The sequence below is a fragment of the Brevundimonas sp. NPDC058933 genome, from assembly GCF_049315965.1.
Lineage (GTDB): Bacteria > Pseudomonadota > Alphaproteobacteria > Caulobacterales > Caulobacteraceae > Brevundimonas.
In genome coordinates this window covers 160,122-178,907 of record NZ_JBMOSL010000002.1, presented here as the reverse complement: position 1 = coordinate 178,907, position 18,786 = coordinate 160,122, and the positions used below count along the sequence as shown (strand labels likewise).

Here is an 18,786-nt window from a genome sequence, read left to right as displayed (position 1 = left end):
TTTCAGCCTTAAGCCGCCCCCTCGCAACGATGAAGGAAGGGATGTTCCTTCGATGGACTTTGCCTCAACCATAGGAAGCGCCTATGTGGGGCGGATGCTCCCCACCCTGCGACAGCTCCACTATCTCAAGCTTTTGGCCGAACACGCCTCCTTCAGCCGCGCCGCCGAGGCCGCCCACGTCAGCCAGCCGGCCCTGTCGGCGGGGGTGCAGGAATTGGAGAAGATCCTGGGCGCGCCCGTCGTCGAGCGCACGCGCGGCGCGGTGCAACTGACCGCCGTCGGCGCCGAGGCGGTCAAGCGCGCCGAGGACGTCCTGGCCCGCACCGAGGACCTGGTCGAGGCGGCGAAAAACGCCGGCAAGCCCCTGTCGGGCCGCTTCCGTCTGGGGATCATCCCCACCGTCGCCCCCTTCCTTCTGCCCAGCGCCCTGCCCGGCCTGCGCGAGCAGTATCCGGCCCTGCGTCTCTTCATCCGTGAGGACCTGACCCCGCGCCTGATCGCCGGGCTGAAGGCGGGGCAGCTGGACGCCGCCGTCATCGCCCTGCCCTACGACGCGCCGGGCATCGACCACGCCCGCATCGGCGACGACGAGATTCTGGCCGCCGCCCCGGTCGGCCACCCCCTGGCCGGTTTGGGGCCCATCCCCGAGGGGATGCTGAAGTCCGACGACCTGATCCTGCTGGAGGACGGCCACTGTCTGCGCGATCAGGCCCTGGCCGCCGTCAATATCGAGGCCCCGCGCGGCGAGGACGTCTTCGCCGCCACCTCCCTGCACACCCTGGTCCAGATGGTCTCCGCCGGCCTGGGCGTCAGCTTCCTGCCGCAGATGGCCGTGACCGCCGGGCTGGCCGACAACCCCGGCGTCGTCGTCCGCCCCATCTCCGCCGACGCTCCCCGCCGCGAGATCGTCGTCGCCTGGCGCGCCGGCTCCAGCCGTGCGGCGGAAGCCCGGCTTCTGGCCGAAGCCCTCAAACTGGACTGACGCGCGCGGGCGGCGAGGCGCCGCAGCCCTAGGCCGCCAGGCCCTCCTCGCGCCTGCCCCCTCCCCCGCCGTCATCCTCGGGCTTGACCCGAGGATCCAGCGCAGCGGCGCGCTCGTTGCGATGGTCCGTTGAACTTCCTGCCTGAAGCCGCCAAGCTTGAAGGATGTTCACCGCACTCGACGCTTCCTCCGAAAAACTGGACGCTCAGGAAACGAAATTCGTCGCTCAAATCCGAAACCATGGGTGGTTTCGGAGCAACGTTTTTGAGAACGCTGAAGGGCCGGGCTTTTCGTACACAACGGGATTCTGGTTCGGCGCTGGCGCACCGGAAGTCATCGTGTTTTCGCTGAATTCGGGCAACGCTCATGACGTCCTATGGGATGTTTATCGCAGAGTGTCGGAAGGCGAATGCTTCCCCATCGGTCAGCGGCTATCGAACATTTTCGCAGGCACCGAGGCCGTGTTCCTTCCTGTCTCGAAGCAGTTCTACGCTGAGTACTTGGGGTGGAGCCGATGGTTTTATGGAAGTGATGACTGGTCTTGCCTCCAACTGATCTGGGCAGATCAAAACGGGGCCTTTCCATGGGAGGCTGGCTACGAGGAGCGTTTCGCAAACAGTCAGCCCAACCTGAGCGGCTTGCCTTGGCCGACAATCTAGCTCGGCTTCGAACGCCCAGGTGGGGGCGAGGCTCCTCAATACCGCCCAAACAAAAAGGCCGGCGGATCGCTCCGCCGGCCTTTCCATTTCAGACGACTGCCTGAGACCTATTCAGCCTCGCCGCGCGCCAGGTTGCGCAGGACGTAGGGCATGACGCCGCCGGCCTTGAAGTAGTCCAGCTCGGTCTGGTTATCGATGCGGCAGCGGACCGGGAAGCGGGCCATCTTGCCGTCCGACGGACGGAACATCTCGACCCACAGGTCCTGACGGGGCTTCAGCTTGCCGATGTTGGCGTCGGTCAGGCCACGGATGGTGACGATCTCTTCGCCAGTCAGGCCCAGCTTGGCCCAGCCGTCCTGCTTGAACTGCAGCGGAACCACGCCCATGCCGACCAGGTTCGAGCGGTGGATACGCTCGTAGCTTTCGGCGATGACGGCGCGAACGCCCAGCAGACGCGTGCCCTTGGCCGCCCAGTCGCGCGACGAGCCGGTGCCGTATTCCTTGCCGGCGAAGACGACCAGAGGACGGCCTTCCGACTGGTAACGCATGGCGGCGTCATAGATCGACATCGTGTCTTCCGAGGGGAAGTGCTTGGTGACGCCGCCCTCGATGTCCGGGGTGATCTTGTTGCGGATGCGGATGTTGGCGAAGGTGCCGCGCATCATGACTTCGTGGTTGCCGCGGCGGGCGCCGTAGCTGTTGAAGTCCAGGGCGTCGACGCCGTGGTTGGTCAGATAGACGCCGGCGGGCGAGGCCTTCTTGATCGAACCGGCCGGGCTGATGTGGTCGGTGGTGATCGAGTCTCCGAAGATGCCCAGGATGCGGGCCTCGACGATGTCGGTGACCGCCGAAGGCTCCATCGACAGACCCTCGAAGTAGGGCGGGTTGGCGACGTAGGTCGACTTGTCGTCCCACTCATAGGTCTGACCGCCGGTGACCTTGATGGCCTGCCAGTGCTTGTCGCCCTTGAAGACGTCCTTGTAGCGCTTGGCGAACATGGCCGGGGTGACGGACTTCTTCTGGATGTCGGCGATCTCTTGCGAGGTCGGCCACACGTCCTTCAGGAAGACGTCATTGCCCTTCTTGTCCTGACCGATCGGGTCCTTGGTGATGTCGATGCGCATCGAACCGGCGAGCGCATAGGCCACGACCAGCGGCGGCGAGGCCAGGTAGTTGGCCTGGACGTCCGGGTTCACGCGACCTTCGAAGTTCCGGTTGCCCGACAGGACCGAGGTCGCGACCAGGCCGTTGTCGTTGATCGCCTTCGAGATGGCCGGGTCCAGCGGGCCCGAGTTGCCGATGCAGGTGGTGCAGCCATAGCCGACCAGGTTGAAGCCCATGGCGTCCAGATCCTTCTGGAGGCCGGCGTCGGTCAGATAGTCGGTGACGACCTGCGAGCCGGGGGCCAGCGAGGTCTTGACCCAGGGCTTGACCTTCATGCCCAGGGCATGGGCCTTGCGCGCCACCAGACCGGCGGCGATCAGGACCGACGGGTTCGAGGTGTTGGTGCAGGAGGTGATGGCGGCGATGACCACGTCGCCGTCGCCGACGGTGAACTTCTGGCCCTCGACGGCCACGCGGCCGGCGTCGTTCACGCGACCGAAGACGTCGGTCAGGGCGGTTTCAAACGCCGGGGCGGCGGTGGTCAGCTCAACGCGGTCCTGCGGACGCTTGGGGCCGGCCAGCGACGGCACGACCGTCGAGATGTCCAGTTCCAGCACGTCGGTGAAGACCGGGTCTTCCGAGGTCTCGTCGATCCACAACCCTTGAGCCTTGGCATAGGCTTCGACCAGGGCGACGCGCGCCTTGTCGCGGCCCGTGGCGGTCAGATAGTCGACGGTGGCTTGCGACACCGGGAAGAAGCCGCAGGTGGCGCCGTATTCCGGGGCCATGTTGGCGATCGTGGCCTGATCCTCGATGGTCATGCCGGCGATGGCGGGACCGAAGAATTCGACGAACTTGCCGACGACGCCCTTCTTGCGCAGCATCTGGGTGACGGTCAGGACCAGGTCGGTCGCGGTGGCGCCTTCCGGCATCTTGCCCGACAGCTTGAAGCCGATGACTTCCGGGATCAGCATGGGGATGGGCTGGCCCAGCATGGCGGCTTCGGCCTCGATGCCGCCGACGCCCCAGCCCAGGACGGCCAATCCGTTGATCATGGTGGTGTGGCTGTCGGTGCCGACGACGGTGTCGGGATAGGCGACGGTCGTCTTGCCCTCGGTCAGGGTCCAGACGGTCTGGGCCAGGTTCTCCAGGTTGACCTGGTGGCAGATGCCGGTGCCGGGGGGCACGACGCGGAAGTTGTTGAAGGCCGACGAACCCCAGCGCAGGAAGTTGTAGCGCTCGATGTTGCGCTCATACTCGCGCTCGACGTTCTGGCCGAAGGCCTTGGCGTTGCCGAAGTGGTCGACCATGACCGAGTGGTCGATGACCAGGTCGACGGGGACCAGCGGGTTGATCTTGGCGGCGTCGGCGCCCAGCTTGGCCATGGCGTCGCGCATCGCGGCCAGGTCGACGACGGCGGGCACGCCGGTGAAGTCCTGCATCAGCACGCGGGCGGGACGGAAGGCGATCTCGTGCTCGACCGAGCCCTTGTTCTCGATCCAGGCGGCGACGGCCTTGAGGTCGTCTTCAGTGACGGAGACGCCGTCTTCGTTGCGCAGCAGGTTCTCGAGAAGCACCTTCATCGAGCGCGGCAGACGGGAAATCCCGGCCAGACCCGCTTCCTCGGCGGCAGGAAGGCTGTAATAGGCGTACTTCTTGCGCCCGACCGAAAGGTCCTGACGGGTCTTGAGGCTGTCAATCGACGGCATGGAGAGGGTCCTCTGACTAACGCCGCCCGACAATTCGGTTGCGCCTTCGCGCGCTGGACGCCGGGGCGCACAGGTCCCAGGCGCGCGCGGCGAAAGCCTGCTGCGGCGCTTGCGCATATAGTCCCGTGCGCGGGAGCCGTCCATGTATCCACAACGCAGTCGTGGACATTGAGAGAGGTTCGCAAATCGGCGGGGTCATGCTGAAGGCGATCGAGATCCAGTCCCTGAGCCTGTCGCGCGGCGAGCGGGTCCTGTTCCAGGGCCTGTCGTTGCGGCTCTCGGCGGGCGAGGCCGTGGCCCTGACCGGGGCCAACGGCGCGGGCAAGACCAGCCTTCTGCGCGCCGTGGCCGGCTTTATCCGGCCCGACGCGGGCGCGATTACATTCTCCGGCGGCCCAAATGCCGGACCCGGCTTGGACAGCGAGGCGCTGGAGCCCGAGACGGCACGGCGCGAGGGCGTCCATCTGTTGGGCCATCTCGAAGGCTTGAAGCCGACGCGGACGGCGCGTCAGGAGTTCGACTTTCAGACCACTTGGCTGGGCGGAAATACTGTGGCGCGGGAGGCGGCGATTTCTCGCCTCTCGCTGGCGCCCCTGCTGGATTTGGAGACGCGCAAGCTGTCGGCGGGCCAGAAGCGCCGCCTGTCGCTGGCGCGGCTGATCGCGGCCCCGCGCGCCCTGTGGCTGCTGGATGAGCCCCTGGCTCCGCTGGACGAGCGCTGGCGCGCGGTGGCCGCCGAGCTGATGGCGGCCCATCTGGCGTCCGGCGGCATGATCCTGGCGGCGGTGCACGACCCCCTGCCCGTCGCGTCGCGCAATCTCGATCTCGGAGGCCTCGCATGAGGGGCGTCCGCGTCCTGTTCGGCCGCGAGCTGTCGCTGGCCTGGGGCGGCGGCGGCGGGCCTCTGCTGGCCTGCGGCTTCATGTTGTGCCTGACCGCCATCCTGCCGCTGGCGGCGGGCGGCGATCCGCGGGTCCTGGCCCCGGCGGCCTCGGGCGCCAGCTGGATGGCCCTGGCCCTGGCCTCGCTGCTGTCGCTGGAGCGGCTGTTCGAGCGCGATCTGGAGGACGGCGCCCTGGACCTGCTGGCGCTTGGCCCCCTGCCGCTGGAAGCGACGGTGGCGATCAAGGCGCTGGCGCAGTGGCTGGCGACGGGTCTGCCGTTGGCGCTCGCGGCCCCGGTCGCGGCCCTGGCCCTGGGTCAGCCGGCCCATCTGATCGGTCTGACGGCGCTGGCGGCGGCCATCGGCGGGCTGGGCTTCGCCTTTACCGGGGCGCTGGGGGCTGTTCTGGCGCTCGGGGCCAGGCGCGGCGGCCTGCTGATCGCGGTGGTGGTGCTTCCCCTGTTCATTCCGCCGGTGGTGTTCGGCGCGGGGGCCTTGACCCGGGCGGCGGACGGCGGCGATCCGCTGTCGGCCCTGGCGCTGCTGGGTGCCTATGTCCTTTTCGCCATGGTCATCGCGCCGCTGGCCGGAGCGGCGGCGATCCGCAACGCGCAGAGTTAGCCCCACCTTGCCGTCCTCCCGGACAAGGCTCGCTGGCGAGCCGAAGATCCGGGATCCAGGCGGTGCAGTTCCAAGCTGTCACCGAACCCGTCCAGAGCCGCCGCCTGGGTCCCGGATCGGCCTGACGGCCGTCCGGGATGACGAAGAACAAGCGATCGGGGTCGAGCTTAGCGCGGCTTCAGCGTGACGTAGAGGGCGCCGTCGCCGCCGTGACGCCGGTGGGCGAAGGCGAAGCCGGACACCACGCCGCGCAGATGCGGTCCGGTCAACCAGTCATGCACCGAGCTACGGATGACGCCCCCGCCGCGCCGTCCCTGACCCGTGATGACCAGAACCGATCGCAGGCCCCGCGCCTGACAGCCCATCAGGAAGCCGCGAAGCTGGTCCTCGGCCTCGAAGCGGCCAAAGCCGTGCAGGTCGATGCGGGCCTCGATCGGATCGCGTTCGCGCGACAGGCGGCGCTGGCGGCGCGGCTCGAGTTCTTCGGGCGTGGGCCGGGCGCGCGGCGCCGGGGGATTGGCCGGGACGACGATGCCCAGCGCCGCGAGGGTCGGCGTCTGGTCGGTCGCGTTGCGTTTTTTGCCGGCGACCCCGCGCAGGGGTTTGGCCGCCGCCGAGGCCGGAAGAGGCGCCGTTTCAGGATCAGGCAGGACCGCGCCGGGCGTGACGCGGACGGCCTTGCGACGGGCGGGCGGCGTCACTGTCCCGGTTACCCGCGCCCAGATGCGCTTGTCGTCGTCGGAGGTCGAGGGCGGGCCTTTTCGGGCCACCTCAGTCCTCGGCGTCGTCGAAGGCGTCGCCGGGACCGGGCTCGTGGGCGAGCAGGTCGCCAGGCTGGCAGTCCAGTTCGCGGCACAGGGCGTCAAGCGTCGAGAAGCGCACGGCGCGGGCCTTGCCGGTCTTGAGGATCGACAGATTGGCCACGGTCACGCCCACGCGATCAGCAAGCTCCGTCAGCGACATGCGCCGTTCGGCGAGGATTCGGTCGAGTTGGACGCGGATGGCCATGGGGTCAGCTTAACGTTTCGGGATCAGATCGTCAGTTCGGATTCGCGGCGCAGGCGCGCGCCTTCGCGGAACACCTCCGCCAGGACGAAGACGACGAGAATGGAAAAGACGGGGGTGAGCAGGTCGCTGACGCCTTGCGGTTCCATGACGCCGGGCGCCAGGCGGGCGGCCACCAGGCCTTGCGCCACCCAGACGCCGCCGGTCACGATCGCCAGGATCAGGCCGATCTGGCGCAGGCGGCGCACATTGTCGGGCTGGAAGGGATCGCCGAGGGTCAGGGTGCGGAAAATCTTTCTCAGGCCGCGCAGGATCATCAGGAAGCCGCCGAAATAGGCGGTGATGGCGCCGACGCCAAACAGCAGCAGCGGGCGGGTCAGCGGCATCTGGCGGCCATCGGCGCCGTCGCTGACGGTGACGTTCAGATTGTCGATGGGAATGAAGATGGAGGCGATCCAGAGCAGCAGCAGCACGCCGGTGATCAGGGCCAGCAGGACATAGGCGACGTCCAGCGCGATCTTCAGCAGGCTGGACACGGAGCCTGGACCCAGGGTCCGAAGCGGGGTGCGAAGGTTGCCGGCGCTCAGGCGCGGCGCACGAATCCCGATGGAAGCCAGTTTCGGGAGGTGCATGAAGTCAGGTCTCGGGCCGGGTGGTTCGGGCGGCGATCGCCGCGCGGGGTCCGGCAGACCCTCACGCGGCGCTATTCTTCGCGGTGTTCATGCTGATCGTCAAAGCCCCCGTTGTGATCCAGTTCTGGATCACAGGCTCTGGATGACCAGGGCGATGGCGGCGGTGGGCAGGGCGGCCAGCAGAAGGGCGTTGAAGAAGCCGTGGCCGACGCGGTCCATCCAGATCGAGGTTTTCATCGCTTGCATCGCATCTCTCCGTGGTTGCACGATTTTCGTGCGTTTCTGTTGTGTCGCTGAGTGAACGTTGCGGATTTTTCGCTTCGTTTGAACGGTGCGACCCCCGTTCTTGAGATTGAAGATAGGGGCGACCCCGCCGAAAAGCACGTTACATATCGTTTAACGATGTTAAACTTCCGCAATGCATCGGACGGGACTAAGGTGACCGCATGAATCTCAAGCTGATCAAGGGGATGCGGCTGGTGGCCGCGACCCACAATCCGGGCAAGGCGCGCGAGATCGAAGCGCTGCTGGACGGAAATTACAGGATCGTCACGGCCGGCAGCCTCAACCTGCCCGAACCGGACGAGACCGAGAGCACATTTGTCGGCAACGCCATGCTGAAGGCCCGCCACGCGGCCGAGGCCTCGCGGGAGGTCTCGCTGGCCGACGACTCCGGCCTGTCGGTCGCGGCGCTCGACGGGGCGCCGGGCATTTTCTCGGCGCGCTGGGCCGGACCGGGCAAGGACTTCGCCCTGGCCATGAAGAAGGTCGAGGAGCGGCTGGAGGAAGTCGGTTCCACGGATCGCCGCGCCTGGTTCACCTCCGCGCTCGCTGTAGCCTGGCCCGACGGCCCCTGCGTGGTGGTCGAAGGGCGCATCGACGGCGACCTGGTCTTCCCGCCGCGCGGCGACGGCGGGCACGGCTATGATCCCATCTTCCGGCCCGAGGGCTCGGACAAGACCTTCGCCGAGATGGAAGACGCCGAGAAGGACGCCATCAGCCACCGAGCCCGCGCCTTCGCCCGGCTCAAGGCGGCGCTGATTGACTGACACCCTGTCAGGGTCGCTGGTCCCTCAAGCAGCCGCCTTCCGCGAAGGCGGCGCTAGGGGCCCCAAGGATGTCGCCCTCTACGTTCACTGGCCCTACTGCGCCCGCATCTGCCCCTATTGCGACTTCAACGTCGTGCGCGACCGGGGCCGGGTCGAGGAGCAGGCCGGGCTGGTCCAGGCCATCCTGGCGGACATGGAGGCGCAAAGCCTGCTGGTCGGCCCGCGCCGTCTGGCCTCGATCTTCTTCGGCGGCGGCACCCCGTCCCTGATGCCGCCCGAGGCTGTGGCCGCTGTGATCGCGCGGGCCAAGGCCCTGTTTCCTCCGGCCGGAGACATAGAGATCACGCTGGAGGCCAACCCCACCGACGCCGAGGCGGGCCGCTACGCCGCCCTGGCCGAGGCCGGGATCAACCGCCTGTCCATGGGGGTGCAGTCGTTTGACGACGCCGCGCTGAAATTCCTCGGCCGCGACCACTCGGCGGCGGAGGCCCGGCGCGCGGTTCAGACGGCGGGGCGCGCCTTTCCCCGCCTGTCCATCGACCTGATCTACGCCAGGCCGGGCCAATCCGTGGCCGACTGGACGGCGGAGCTGGCCACGGCGCTGGACCTGGGGTTCGAGCACGTCTCGCCCTATCAACTGACCATAGAGCCGACGACGGCCTTTGGTCGGGCCTTCGCGCGGGGTGCGCTGACCCCGCCCGACGAGGATCTGGCCGCCGCCCTCTATGAAGCGACGCAAGACGTGCTCGAGACCGCCGGGTTCGAGGCCTATGAGGTGTCCAACCACGCCCGCGACGAGGCGGCGCGGTCATCCCACAATCTGCATGTCTGGCGCGGCGGCGACTACCTGGGTCTCGGTCCCGGCGCGCACGGCCGATTGACGCTGGATGGAAGGCGGACGGCCACGGTCGCCCATCGCCGCATCGCGGACTATGTCGCGGGTGTCGCCGCCGGAACGCCCTGGGCCGAGCGCGAGACGCTGGACGCGTCGGGGGCCGCCGAGGAACGCGTGTTGCTGGGCCTGCGCACGGTCGAGGGCGTGCCGTTGACGACCCTGCAGGCCTTGGGCCTGTCGGACATCAGCGGGCCGCTGGCCGACCTGATCGCCGACGGCTTCCTCAGGCTGCAAGAGGGTCGGGTCGCCGCCACCGCTACGGGACGTCCCGTGCTGGACGCTGTGCTGCGGGCCCTGCTGACCTAGACCTGAAGCTGGCGGACTGGCAGGGTCCGGCCGATGTCAGACGTCTCCCTCTTCCCGCCGACCGCCCCGCCCGCGCGCTCCGTCGCGCCCGGCCTCTATCTGGTGGCGACGCCCATCGGCAACCTGCGCGACATGACGCTGCGGGCGCTGGACGTTCTGGCCGCCGCCGATCTGGTCCTGGCCGAGGACACCCGGGTCACGGCCAAGCTGCTGACCGCCTATGGCCTGAAGGCCAGGCTGGAACGCTGCGACGACCACGCCTCGGCCCGCGCCGCCGAGACGGCGATCGAACGGCTGAAGGCCGGCGAGGTCGTGGCCCTGGTCTCGGACGCCGGCACGCCCCTGGTGTCGGATCCCGGCTATGTCGTGGCCCGTGCGGTCATCGCCGAGGGCCTGCCGGTCCATCCCATCCCGGGCGCTTCCAGCCTGCTGGCCGCTCTCTGCCTGGCGGGCCAGCCCGCCGATCGGGTCCTGTTCGCCGGTTTCCTGCCGCCAAGGTCGGGGGCGCGCAAGACCATGCTGGAGGAACTGCGGACCGGGCGCCAGACCCTGGTCTTCTTCGAGAGCGGCCCGCGCCTGAAGGACAGTTTGACCGACATGGCCGAGGTGCTGGGCGACCGTCCCGCCGCCGTGACCCGCGAACTGACCAAGCTCTATGAGGAGGCCGTGCGCGGCACCCTCACCGAACTGGCCGCCGACCCGCGCTGCGACGCGCCCAAGGGCGAGATCGTCGTCGTCATCGGCCCCGGCGAGGCCGAGGTGGCCAGCGCCGCCGACGCCGATGCGGCCCTGACCGAGGCCATGACCCGCCTGCCTCCAGGCGAGGCCGCCGCCGAGGTGTCCAAGGCGCTCAATCTGCCCCGAAAGCCGCTCTACAAGCGGGCGCTGGAAATGCAGGGCCGGGGGTGAAGCCCCGCCTGCGGCCTTCGCTGTCGCCGCCTCGGCCCCCAAAACGGGCAAAGTCGGGCTGGCGTCAGGCGCTGGGCGGACGGTCGCACCGCGAAGGCCATTCCGCCGAATGGCTCGCCGCCCTGTGGCTGATGCTCAAGGGCTATCAGATCCTGGCCTTTCGTCTGAAGGGACGCGGCGGGGAGATCGACATCCTGGCGAAACGCGGCCGTATCCTGGCGGTGGTCGAGGTCAAGCGGCGGCGCACGATCGAGGCGGCCATCCTGTCGCTGGGGCCGGAACAGCACGGCCGACTGGCCGCCGCCGGTCAGGCCGTGGCTCGCAGCCGCCCCTCGCTCCAGGGGCTGAACCTGCGGATTGATATGGTGGCGCTGGCCCCCGGACGATTTCCGCGCCATCTTCGCGGAGTTGCGACAACAGGAGCGGACATCCGGTGACCCGGGACGAGGCGGAAACCATTCTGGCCCAGGCGGGGACCGCCGAGGACGACGGCTTTCCGCTGCTCGAATGCGCCATCGCCTGCGCCATTCACGACTATCCGTTCCGCGACCCCGAGCCCGTCCGCCTGCTGGCGCACCAGGCCGCCCAGAGGGTCAGGGAGCGCGCCGCGAACGAGGGTCCAGACGAGGCCCTGGCCGAGACCATGGCCTCGGACCTGCGGCTGAACGGGGACCTGCTCAACTATGACCATCCCGGCAATACCGACGTCATCGACGTCGCCGAGCGGCGGCGCGGCCTGTCGGCGGCGCTCGTCGTCTTCTACCTCGACGCGGCGCGACGGGCGGGATTGAAGGCGTCGGCTGTAGATTTTCCGGGTCATGTCCTCCTGCGAGTCGAGACGCCCGAAGGGCCGGTGGCGCTGGACCCCTTCAGCCAAGGCCGTCTGGTCCTGCCCAGCGAGCTGACGCGGCGCGCCCTGCTGGCGGGGCTGACCCCGCACGTCGCCGACCGGCTCGACCTTCTGATGGCGCCGGTCAGCGATCGTCAGGCCCTGATCCGCATGCAGAATGTCCTGTTCAGCCGCGCCTTGAGGGCGGAAGATTTCGAGGGCGCCGAACGCTCGGCCTTGCGCCGCGCCCTGCTGGACCCCGAGGATCACCGCCCCTGGCTGGACGTGGCGGCCGCACGAGAGAAGCAGGGCGCCCTGACGGGCGCGCTTCAGGCCCTTTCGCGCGCCCGGGCCGTGGACGGTCCCGCCGACGCCCATCGCGCCAGCATGGACCGGGTGCGCATGCGTCTGAACTAGCCCGTACGCCGTCATCCTCGGACCGCGGATGACGGCTGAAAGGGAAGGGCGGCGGTAAAGAGGGGGCCGCGCCCTTGCGTCCGGGCCCCTTGCCGCGCATCTGCAACGCTCTGACGCCTCGAAAGGACATCCATGCTGAAAGTCGCCATCCAGATGGACCCGCTCGAGGCGGTCAACGTCCAGTCCGACACCACCTTCCTGATGGCGCTGACCGGTCAGGCGCGGGGGCACAGGCTATGGATCTACGATTTTCGCACCCTGTCCCTGGAGGATGGCCGCCTGTCCTGTCGCGCCCGTCCGGTGACCGTGAACACGGTCCAGGGCGAGCACGCCGACTTCGGCCCTGAGGTCGTCCTCGACCTGGCCGAGGACGTGGACGTCATCCTGATGCGTCAGGACCCGCCCTTCGACATGGCCTATGTCACCGCCACCTATCTCCTGGAGCGGGTGCATCCCAGGACCCTGGTGGTCAACAATCCGGCCGAGGTGCGCTCGGCGCCCGAGAAGCTGATCGCCACCCTCTTCCCCGGCCTGCAGCCGCCGACCCTTGTGTCTTCGGACCCGGTCGCCCTGGTCGACTTCCACCGCCGCCACGGCGATGTGGTGCTCAAGCCCCTGCACGGCGCCGCCGGCTCGGGCGTGGTTCGGCTCAAGGCCGACGACCCCAATCTGGAAGCCCTGATCGAGATCCACGCCGCCGGGTCGCGCGATCCCCTGGTGATCCAGAAGTTCATCCCGGCGGTGTCGAAGGGCGACAAGCGCATCATCCTGATCGACGGCGAGCCGGTCGGCGCCATCAACCGTATCCCGGCCAAGGATCAGGTGCGCTCCAACCTGCGCGTCGGCGGCAGGGCGGCCGCGGTCGAACTGACCCCCCGGGATCTGGAAATCTGCGCCGCCATCGGCCCCTATCTGAAGGCGCGCGGCCTGATCTTCGTCGGCATCGACGTGATCGGCGACTATCTGACCGAGATCAACGTGACCTCCCCGACGGGGGCCCAGCAGATGCTGCAGTTCAACGGCGTCGATGCGACGGCCCTGATGTGGGACGTAATCGAAAAGAAGAAGCGCGAAACGAACTGAGGGTCGCGCACGACGGGAGGGGACCCCATGACCAGAACGACAAAGGCCGGGGCGCTGGTCGCCCTGATGATGCTCTTCGCCTGCCCGGCGGTCGCGCAGGACGCCGCGCCGAAGCGCCCCTCGCTGGAGGTGCTGGAGCGGATTATCGAGACCCGGACGCCGCAGACGCGCGTCGAGGCGCCGGATCACGACCGCATCACCGCCCGCCGCATAGACATCGTCGACGCCGACGGGACCATCCGCATGACCCTCTCGGGCGCCACGCCCGCCCCGATCATCGACGGCATCCAGTACAAGCGCGCCTTCAACGTCGCCGGCCTGATCCTCTATGACGACAAGGGCAGCGAGCGCGGCGGCTTCGGCACCGCCGACGTGGACGGGGGCATGGCGGTGCTGGCCCTGGATCACCCGGCCATGGACGCCATCGGCTGGCGCGTGTCGCCGGACGGTTCGGTCAGCTTCGTCATCAACCAGGCCCCGCCCCTGATCCGCGAGCCGGGTCTGGGCGACGCCCTGGTGCCGGGCGTGCAGACGCCGACGCGCATGCGCCTGTCGGTCGCCGCCGACGGCACGCCCGCCGTCGCCCTGTCCGACCGGAACGACAGGCCGCGCGTGCGCATGACGGTGACGGAGGAGGGCTTCGGCGCCATCCAGTTCCTGAACGCTGCGGGCGAAGTGATCCACACCCTGGCGCCTGAGGCTGATCTGCCCTGACCTGACTTAAAGAACGGCGCTCTTGCGGTTTGATCGAGTTCGTGATTTGTTCTCGTTCAGACAGAGGAGCGAAGGCATGGTCGCGCGGGTGGTGACGGTCGCATTCGATGGGGTCGAGGCGCGACGGGTCGATGTGGAGGTGCAGCAGGTGGCCACCCCCGCCGGCGCCTTCGCCATCGTCGGCCTGCCCGACAAGGCGGTGGCCGAGAGCCGCGAACGGGTGCGGGGGGCCTTTGCGGGCATCGGCCTGGCCCTGCCGCCCAAGAAGGTCATCGCCAACCTGGCCCCCGCCGACCTGCCCAAGGAGGGCAGCCATTTCGACCTGCCTATCGCCCTGGCCCTGCTGGCCTCCATGGGGGTCATCGCGCCCGACGCCCTGGACGGCTGGGCGGCGGTCGGCGAACTGGGTCTGGACGGTCAGATCGCGGCGGTCGGCGGCACGCTTCCGGCGGCGATGGCGGCGGGCGCCATGGGGTTGGGTCTCATCTGCCCCGAGGCCAATGGACCCGAAGCCGCCTGGGCCGGCGACACCGCCATTCTGGCGCCCCGATCCCTGATCGGCCTCATCAATCATTTCCGGGGCAAGCAGATCCTGCGCGCGCCCGAGCCTGGCCCGGTGACCGCGGGCGGCGCCGTGCCCGACCTGCGCGAGGTCAAGGGCCAGGAAAGCGCCAAGCGGGCGCTCGAGATCGCGGCGGCGGGCGGCCACAACCTGCTGTTCATCGGCCCGCCCGGATCGGGCAAGTCGATGATGGCCCAGCGGTTGCCGGGCTTGCTGCCGCCGCTGACGCCGCAGGAGCTGCTGGAGACCTCCATGGTCTGGTCGGTGGCCGGCCTGATCCAGCGCGGCGCCCTGACCCGCGACCGGCCCTTCCGCTCGCCGCACCATTCCGCCTCCATGGCCGCCCTGACCGGCGGCGGGCTGCGGGCCAAGCCGGGCGAGGCGTCGCTGGCCCACAACGGCGTCCTCTTCCTCGACGAACTGCCGGAATATTCGGCCCAGGCGCTCGACAGCCTGCGCCAGCCGCTGGAGACGGGCGAGATCGTGGTGGCGCGCGCCAACGCCCATGTCCGCTATCCGGCGCGGTTCCAGCTGGTGGCGGCGATGAACCCCTGCCGTTGCGGTCTTGGCGGATCGGGACGCGGCGCCTGCGGCAAGGCTCCGCGCTGCCAGCGCGATTATCAGAACCGCATCTCGGGCCCGATGTTCGACCGCATCGACCTGACGGTCGAGACCCCGCCCGTCACCGCCGCCGACATGGCCCTGCCCCCGCCCGCCGAGGGCACGGCCGAGGCCGCCGCCCGCGTGGCCGCTGCGCGGGCGCAGCAGGAGGAGCGGGTCCGCGCGGCGGGCTTCGATCCCGACAAGGCGCGCGATCAGGCGATCAACGCCCGCGCCTCGGGCGAGACCCTGGACCGGTTCGCCACGCCGGACGATGCGGGACGCGCCCTGCTGATGCGGGCGGGCGAGGCCGGGGGGCTGACGGCCCGCGGCTGGACCCGGACCTTGCGGCTGGCGCGCACCATCGCCGATCTCGACGGATCGACCGGAGTCCTGCGTCGCCACGTGGCGGAGGCCCTGATGTATCGCCGCACGACAGTCGGGGCCCAGGGCGATTTCGAGCGCCAGACGGCGCATCGCAGCGAGGCGGCGGCCTTCTGAGGTCTGAAATCTTCGTTCGGCCACGCTTAACCCTTTGGGCGTTATGGGTGGCGTCATGGGACAGGCACGCAGAACGCACGCACCGACCGAGATCACGCCCGCCGCCCCCCCCGGAGCGCCCTCGGGCGCGCCGGAACAGCAGTTCCTGCGGCTGATGAGCCACGAGATGCGAACGCCCCTGAACGGGGTGATCGGCATGCTGGGCCTCCTGTCGCGAACCCGGCTGGACGGCGCCCAGCGCGCCTATGCCGAGGCGGCGCAGAAATCGGCCGAGCACCTGCTAGGTCTGGTCAACGATCTGCTGGACTTCGCCCGCCTGGAAGCGGGAGCGCTTGAGTTTGACGCCTCTCCCGTCGACCTGGAAGGCATGACGCGTGGCGTGGCCGAACTGCTCAGCCCCAAGGCCCACGACAAGGGGCTGGAGATCGCATGGTCGGTCGCCGCCGACGCGCCGGACGTCATCGCTGACGAAGGGCGTCTGCGTCAGGTCCTGTTCAATCTGGCCGGCAATGCGGTGAAATTCACGGACAGGGGCGGCGTGCGCCTGACGGTCGAGCGTGCGGGCGGGACCGCCGCGCATCCGCGTCTGGCCTTCATTATCGACGACACCGGCCCCGGCGTCCCGGAAGAGGCGCGGGTGCGCATCTTCGATGAGTTTGGTCACGCTGACGCCTCCGACGCCGCCCGCTTCGACGGCGCGGGTCTGGGCCTGGCCGTGGTCCGGCGTCTGGCCCAGGCCATGGGCGGGACCGTGACGGTGTCTGACCGGCCTGACGGCCCCGGCGCTCGGTTTCGCTTCGAGGCTCCCTTCCCGATCGCCGGGACCGAACCGCGCGCCCGCCCTCTCGACGGCGTCGCCGTGGCTGTGCGCACCCCCGACCCCTTCGTGCGCCAGGCGGCCACGGCCCAGATCGAGGCCTCCGGCGGCCGCGTCGCGCGCCAGGCGGGGGTGACCCTGATCGATCACGCCATGGCCGAGGACGGCGCCCTGATGGTGCGCCCGTCGCAGGGCGAGGCCATCATCCTGCTGAAGCCCGGCGAGCGCGATCTGGTGGATCGCTATCGGGCGGCGGGTTTCCACGGCTATCTGATCAAGCCGCTGCGCCGCGCTTCGCTGGCCGAGCGGGTGCTGGCCGCTGCGGGGCGCCGCAAGGGCCTGCCCGTCGCCGTCGGGCGCGCTCAGGACGACGACCGCGTCACTCCTGTGGCCTTCAAGGGCCTGCGGGTCCTGCTGGTCGAGGACAATCCGGTCGGCGCCCTTCTGGCCAGGACCCTGCTGCGTCGCGAGGGCTGCGTGGTCCAGACCGCCGCCGACGGCCATGAGGCCCTTCTGACGCTGAAAGAGGCGCGCTTCGATCTGATCTTCATGGACATGCGGATGCCGCGCATGGACGGGCCGGCGGCGGCGCGGGTGCTGCGGGCGCGAGGCGAGCGCACGCCGATCGTGGCCCTGACCGCCAACGCTTTCGCCGAGGACCGCCTCGCCTGTCTCGAGGCGGGCATGAACGACCATCTTACCAAGCCGCTGGAGCCGGATGCTCTGCGCGCCGCCCTGACCCGCTGGACGAACGTCGGCAACCGCGCCAAGGTCGGCGCCCAGTAACCACGACCGCCTGTTTCCGGCGGCGTCCGCCGGAGACCCGCATGACCGACACGAAGACGCCTGCTTCCGAGGTTGCGGCCCTGCAGCCGTCGCCGAAAGGCCTGGGCGTTCTGAAGGCGGCGTTTCACGAGCGACGCACCCTAGCCATGCTGCTGCTGGGCTTTTCCGCCGGCCTGCCCTTCGCCATGCTGTTCGGCACTCTGAACGCCTGGCTGTCGGATGCCGGGGTGTCGGTGGCCACTATCGGCATCCTGTCCTGGGTCGGCCTGTTCGGCGCCTTCAAATTCCTCTGGTCGCCGTCGGTCGGCCTGACGCCGCCGATCATCGGCAGGATGGGGCGGCGTCGATCGTGGCTGATCCTGTGTCAGGTCGTTGTTGTGGGGGCGCTGCTGACCATCGCCTTTTCGCATCCGGGCACGGGCGCGATCGCCCTGCTGGCGGGCGCGGCGGCGCTCGGCGCCTTCGCCTCGGCCACACAGGACATCGTCATCGACACCTGGCGGATCGAGGTCGCCGACGAACGCGTGCCCGTGGACCTGCTGTCGACGGTCTATCAGTTGGGTTTCCGCACGGCGGCCCTGGTCGGCGGGGCGGGCGCCCTGGTGTTGGCGGACACGCTGGGCTGGTCGACGACCTTCGTGATCGGAGCAGGCCTGATGGGCCTGGGGCTGGCGGGCACGCTGATCGCGCCCGAGCCCAAGCCGGCGCCCAGGCAGGCCATTGCTCGCGAACGCATCGGTTCGCCGCGTCTGCGCATGATGGCGCTGGCGGCCACCCTGCTGGCCTGGGCCTGGGCCGCCTTCATGCTGATCCGCTTCATGGTCACGGCGTTAAGCGTCACGCCGGCGCCGAGCGCGGGCGAGTTCACCGCCACCTGGGGCCCGTGGATCGTCGGCGGCGCCGTCATCCTGCCCGCAGCCCTGGCCGGCCTGATTGTCTGGCGGGGCGGCAAGACTGGGCCGGTTCAGGTGGAACGTGACGCGCCGCCGTTCCTGAACACCCTTTACGACGCCATTCTGGCGCCTCTGGTAGAGTTGATGGGACGCCTGGGCTGGGGCGCGATCATCGTCCTTGGCCTGATCCTGACCTACCGCATCACCGACGGCGTCTGGGGGCCGTTCGCCTTCCCCTTCTACATGGGCGACACAGGCGGAGCCCTGGGGCACACCAAGACCGAGATCGCCCTGGCTTCGAAGACCTTCGGCGTGGTCATGACCATCCTCGGCATCGGGCTCGGCGGTTGGGCCCTGCTCGTTATTGGACGGATGGCCAGTCTGCTGCTGGGCGCCGCGTTGTCGGCGGCCACCAATCTGCTGATGATGGATCTGGCGCTGGGCGCGCCGGTCATCCACGGTTTCATGCAGGTCAGCGGCCTCTACAAGCTGTTCGGCCTGTTTCACGTGGGCGAGCCTCTGGCGCGTTTGATGCTGGCCATTGCGGGCGAGAACATCGCCGGCGGTTTCGCGGGCGCAGCCTTCGTCGCCTATCTGTCGGCCTTGTCGAACAAGATGTTCGGCGCCGTCCAATTCGCAGTGTTCACTTCGCTGGCCCTGCTGATCGGGACTCTTGGCCGGGGGGCTCTGGGCGAATTGATCGAGCGTCAGGGCTATGCCGCCATGTTCGTCATCGCCGCCTGGCTGGGCGTCATCGCCGTCGTCTTCTGCGCGATGGAGTGGGTTCGTCTGACGGCCGAGCGTCGCCGTCTGAACCTGGAAACCTGACG

General features: G+C 69.1%; 18 protein-coding genes. 14 read left to right on the top strand and 4 right to left on the bottom strand.

Going from position 1 to position 18,786, the window contains the following annotated elements; all coding sequences use genetic code 11:
- Window positions 1-94: 94 nt before the first annotated feature.
- Both ACOZBP_RS06760 and ACOZBP_RS06755 read left to right on the top strand, forming a co-directional pair.
- Window positions 95-982 (top strand): hydrogen peroxide-inducible genes activator, encoded by an 888-nt coding sequence (locus ACOZBP_RS06760; protein ID WP_422675909.1) that lies wholly within the window; start codon window positions 95-97, stop codon window positions 980-982.
- A gap of 164 nt (window positions 983-1,146) precedes the next feature.
- Window positions 1,147-1,641 carry a DUF4262 domain-containing protein gene (locus ACOZBP_RS06755; protein WP_422675636.1) on the top strand — a complete coding sequence of 165 codons (495 nt, stop codon included), beginning with the start codon at window positions 1,147-1,149 and terminating at the stop codon, window positions 1,639-1,641.
- Between the two features lie 107 nt (window positions 1,642-1,748).
- Here ACOZBP_RS06755 and acnA read toward each other — a convergent pair whose 3' ends face one another.
- A complete protein-coding gene (acnA, locus tag ACOZBP_RS06750) occupies window positions 1,749-4,454 on the bottom strand; it encodes an aconitate hydratase AcnA (protein ID WP_422675635.1) in 2,706 nt (901 codons plus the stop codon).
- A 197-nt stretch (window positions 4,455-4,651) separates the two neighbouring features.
- Between acnA and ccmA the strand changes: the two genes are divergently transcribed.
- Together ccmA and ccmB are read left to right on the top strand one after the other, a co-directional pair.
- Window positions 4,652-5,296, top strand: coding sequence for a heme ABC exporter ATP-binding protein CcmA (gene ccmA, locus ACOZBP_RS06745; protein WP_422675908.1), 645 nt, complete (start codon window positions 4,652-4,654; stop codon window positions 5,294-5,296).
- Window positions 5,293-5,958, top strand: coding sequence for a heme exporter protein CcmB (gene ccmB / locus ACOZBP_RS06740; RefSeq protein ID WP_422675634.1), 666 nt, complete (start codon window positions 5,293-5,295; stop codon window positions 5,956-5,958). Before ccmA ends, ccmB begins: the two co-directional genes overlap by 4 nt.
- A 167-nt stretch (window positions 5,959-6,125) precedes the next feature.
- On the opposite strand, the gene ACOZBP_RS06735 is transcribed toward ccmB, so the two are convergent.
- The 3 genes from ACOZBP_RS06735 to ACOZBP_RS06725 are packed head-to-tail and all read right to left on the bottom strand — an operon-like array spanning window position 6,126 to window position 7,595.
- Window positions 6,126-6,728: a Smr/MutS family protein gene (locus ACOZBP_RS06735; RefSeq protein WP_422675633.1), complete on the bottom strand. Its 603-nt coding sequence runs from the start codon at window positions 6,726-6,728 to the stop codon at window positions 6,126-6,128.
- 1 nt (window position 6,729) lies between these two features.
- Window positions 6,730-6,966, bottom strand: coding sequence for a helix-turn-helix transcriptional regulator (locus ACOZBP_RS06730; RefSeq protein ID WP_331034146.1), 237 nt, complete (start codon window positions 6,964-6,966; stop codon window positions 6,730-6,732).
- 23 nt (window positions 6,967-6,989) lie between these two features.
- On the bottom strand, window positions 6,990-7,595 hold the full coding sequence (locus ACOZBP_RS06725) for a DUF2975 domain-containing protein (protein ID WP_422675632.1): 606 nt from the start codon (window positions 7,593-7,595) through the stop codon (window positions 6,990-6,992).
- 446 nt (window positions 7,596-8,041) lie between these two features.
- On the opposite strand from ACOZBP_RS06725, the gene rdgB reads away from it, so the two are divergent.
- The 10 genes from rdgB (at window position 8,042) to ACOZBP_RS06675 (ending at window position 18,784) form a co-directional block, all read left to right on the top strand.
- A complete protein-coding gene (rdgB, locus tag ACOZBP_RS06720) occupies window positions 8,042-8,644 on the top strand; it encodes an RdgB/HAM1 family non-canonical purine NTP pyrophosphatase (protein ID WP_422675631.1) in 603 nt (200 codons plus the stop codon).
- A 16-nt stretch (window positions 8,645-8,660) separates the two neighbouring features.
- Window positions 8,661-9,845, top strand: coding sequence for a radical SAM family heme chaperone HemW (gene hemW / locus ACOZBP_RS06715; protein WP_422675907.1), 1,185 nt, complete (start codon window positions 8,661-8,663; stop codon window positions 9,843-9,845).
- Window positions 9,846-9,878: 33 nt separating this feature from the next.
- Entirely contained in the window at window positions 9,879-10,754 is an 876-nt protein-coding gene (gene rsmI / locus ACOZBP_RS06710) for a 16S rRNA (cytidine(1402)-2'-O)-methyltransferase (protein ID WP_422675630.1), read from the top strand.
- Entirely contained in the window at window positions 10,751-11,191 is a 441-nt protein-coding gene (locus tag ACOZBP_RS06705) for a YraN family protein (protein ID WP_422675629.1), read from the top strand. The genes rsmI and ACOZBP_RS06705 overlap by 4 nt, the downstream gene beginning before the upstream one ends.
- A complete protein-coding gene (locus ACOZBP_RS06700) occupies window positions 11,188-12,000 on the top strand; it encodes a SirB1 family protein (protein WP_422675628.1) in 813 nt (270 codons plus the stop codon). The genes ACOZBP_RS06705 and ACOZBP_RS06700 overlap by 4 nt, the downstream gene beginning before the upstream one ends.
- Before the next feature lie 132 nt (window positions 12,001-12,132).
- Complete coding sequence (gene gshB, locus ACOZBP_RS06695; RefSeq protein ID WP_422675627.1) at window positions 12,133-13,083, top strand: glutathione synthase; 951 nt, start codon at window positions 12,133-12,135, stop codon at window positions 13,081-13,083.
- A 27-nt stretch (window positions 13,084-13,110) separates the two neighbouring features.
- Window positions 13,111-13,797 (top strand): hypothetical protein, encoded by a 687-nt coding sequence (locus ACOZBP_RS06690; RefSeq protein WP_422675626.1) that lies wholly within the window; start codon window positions 13,111-13,113, stop codon window positions 13,795-13,797.
- A 76-nt stretch (window positions 13,798-13,873) separates the two neighbouring features.
- Window positions 13,874-15,460, top strand: coding sequence for a YifB family Mg chelatase-like AAA ATPase (locus ACOZBP_RS06685; RefSeq protein ID WP_422675625.1), 1,587 nt, complete (start codon window positions 13,874-13,876; stop codon window positions 15,458-15,460).
- A 55-nt stretch (window positions 15,461-15,515) separates the two neighbouring features.
- Window positions 15,516-17,063 (top strand): response regulator, encoded by a 1,548-nt coding sequence (locus ACOZBP_RS06680; protein ID WP_422675624.1) that lies wholly within the window; start codon window positions 15,516-15,518, stop codon window positions 17,061-17,063.
- Between the two features lie 41 nt (window positions 17,064-17,104).
- A complete protein-coding gene (locus ACOZBP_RS06675; protein ID WP_422675623.1) occupies window positions 17,105-18,784 on the top strand; it encodes an AmpG family muropeptide MFS transporter in 1,680 nt (559 codons plus the stop codon).
- Window positions 18,785-18,786 lie beyond the last annotated feature (2 nt).

Excerpts from the sequence above, each read along its gene's own strand:
- ACOZBP_RS06680 (WP_422675624.1), top strand. The coding sequence starts at position 15,516 with ATGGGACAGGCACGCAGAACGCACGCACCGACCGAGATCACGCCCGCC.
- gshB (WP_422675627.1), top strand. The coding sequence starts at position 12,133 with ATGCTGAAAGTCGCCATCCAGATGGACCCGCTCGAGGCGGTCAACGTC.
- ACOZBP_RS06760 (WP_422675909.1), top strand. The coding sequence starts at position 95 with ATGCTCCCCACCCTGCGACAGCTCCACTATCTCAAGCTTTTGGCCGAA.
- ACOZBP_RS06755 (WP_422675636.1), top strand. The coding sequence starts at position 1,147 with ATGTTCACCGCACTCGACGCTTCCTCCGAAAAACTGGACGCTCAGGAA.
- rsmI (WP_422675630.1), top strand. The coding sequence starts at position 9,879 with ATGTCAGACGTCTCCCTCTTCCCGCCGACCGCCCCGCCCGCGCGCTCC.
- ACOZBP_RS06725 (WP_422675632.1), bottom strand. The coding sequence starts at position 7,595 with ATGCACCTCCCGAAACTGGCTTCCATCGGGATTCGTGCGCCGCGCCTG.
- ccmB (WP_422675634.1), top strand. The coding sequence starts at position 5,293 with ATGAGGGGCGTCCGCGTCCTGTTCGGCCGCGAGCTGTCGCTGGCCTGG.
- ACOZBP_RS06675 (WP_422675623.1), top strand. The coding sequence starts at position 17,105 with ATGACCGACACGAAGACGCCTGCTTCCGAGGTTGCGGCCCTGCAGCCG.
- rdgB (WP_422675631.1), top strand. The coding sequence starts at position 8,042 with ATGAATCTCAAGCTGATCAAGGGGATGCGGCTGGTGGCCGCGACCCAC.
- acnA (WP_422675635.1), bottom strand. The coding sequence starts at position 4,454 with ATGCCGTCGATTGACAGCCTCAAGACCCGTCAGGACCTTTCGGTCGGG.
- ACOZBP_RS06685 (WP_422675625.1), top strand. The coding sequence starts at position 13,874 with ATGGTCGCGCGGGTGGTGACGGTCGCATTCGATGGGGTCGAGGCGCGA.
- ACOZBP_RS06690 (WP_422675626.1), top strand. The coding sequence starts at position 13,111 with ATGACCAGAACGACAAAGGCCGGGGCGCTGGTCGCCCTGATGATGCTC.
- ACOZBP_RS06730 (WP_331034146.1), bottom strand. The coding sequence starts at position 6,966 with ATGGCCATCCGCGTCCAACTCGACCGAATCCTCGCCGAACGGCGCATG.
- ccmA (WP_422675908.1), top strand. The coding sequence starts at position 4,652 with ATGCTGAAGGCGATCGAGATCCAGTCCCTGAGCCTGTCGCGCGGCGAG.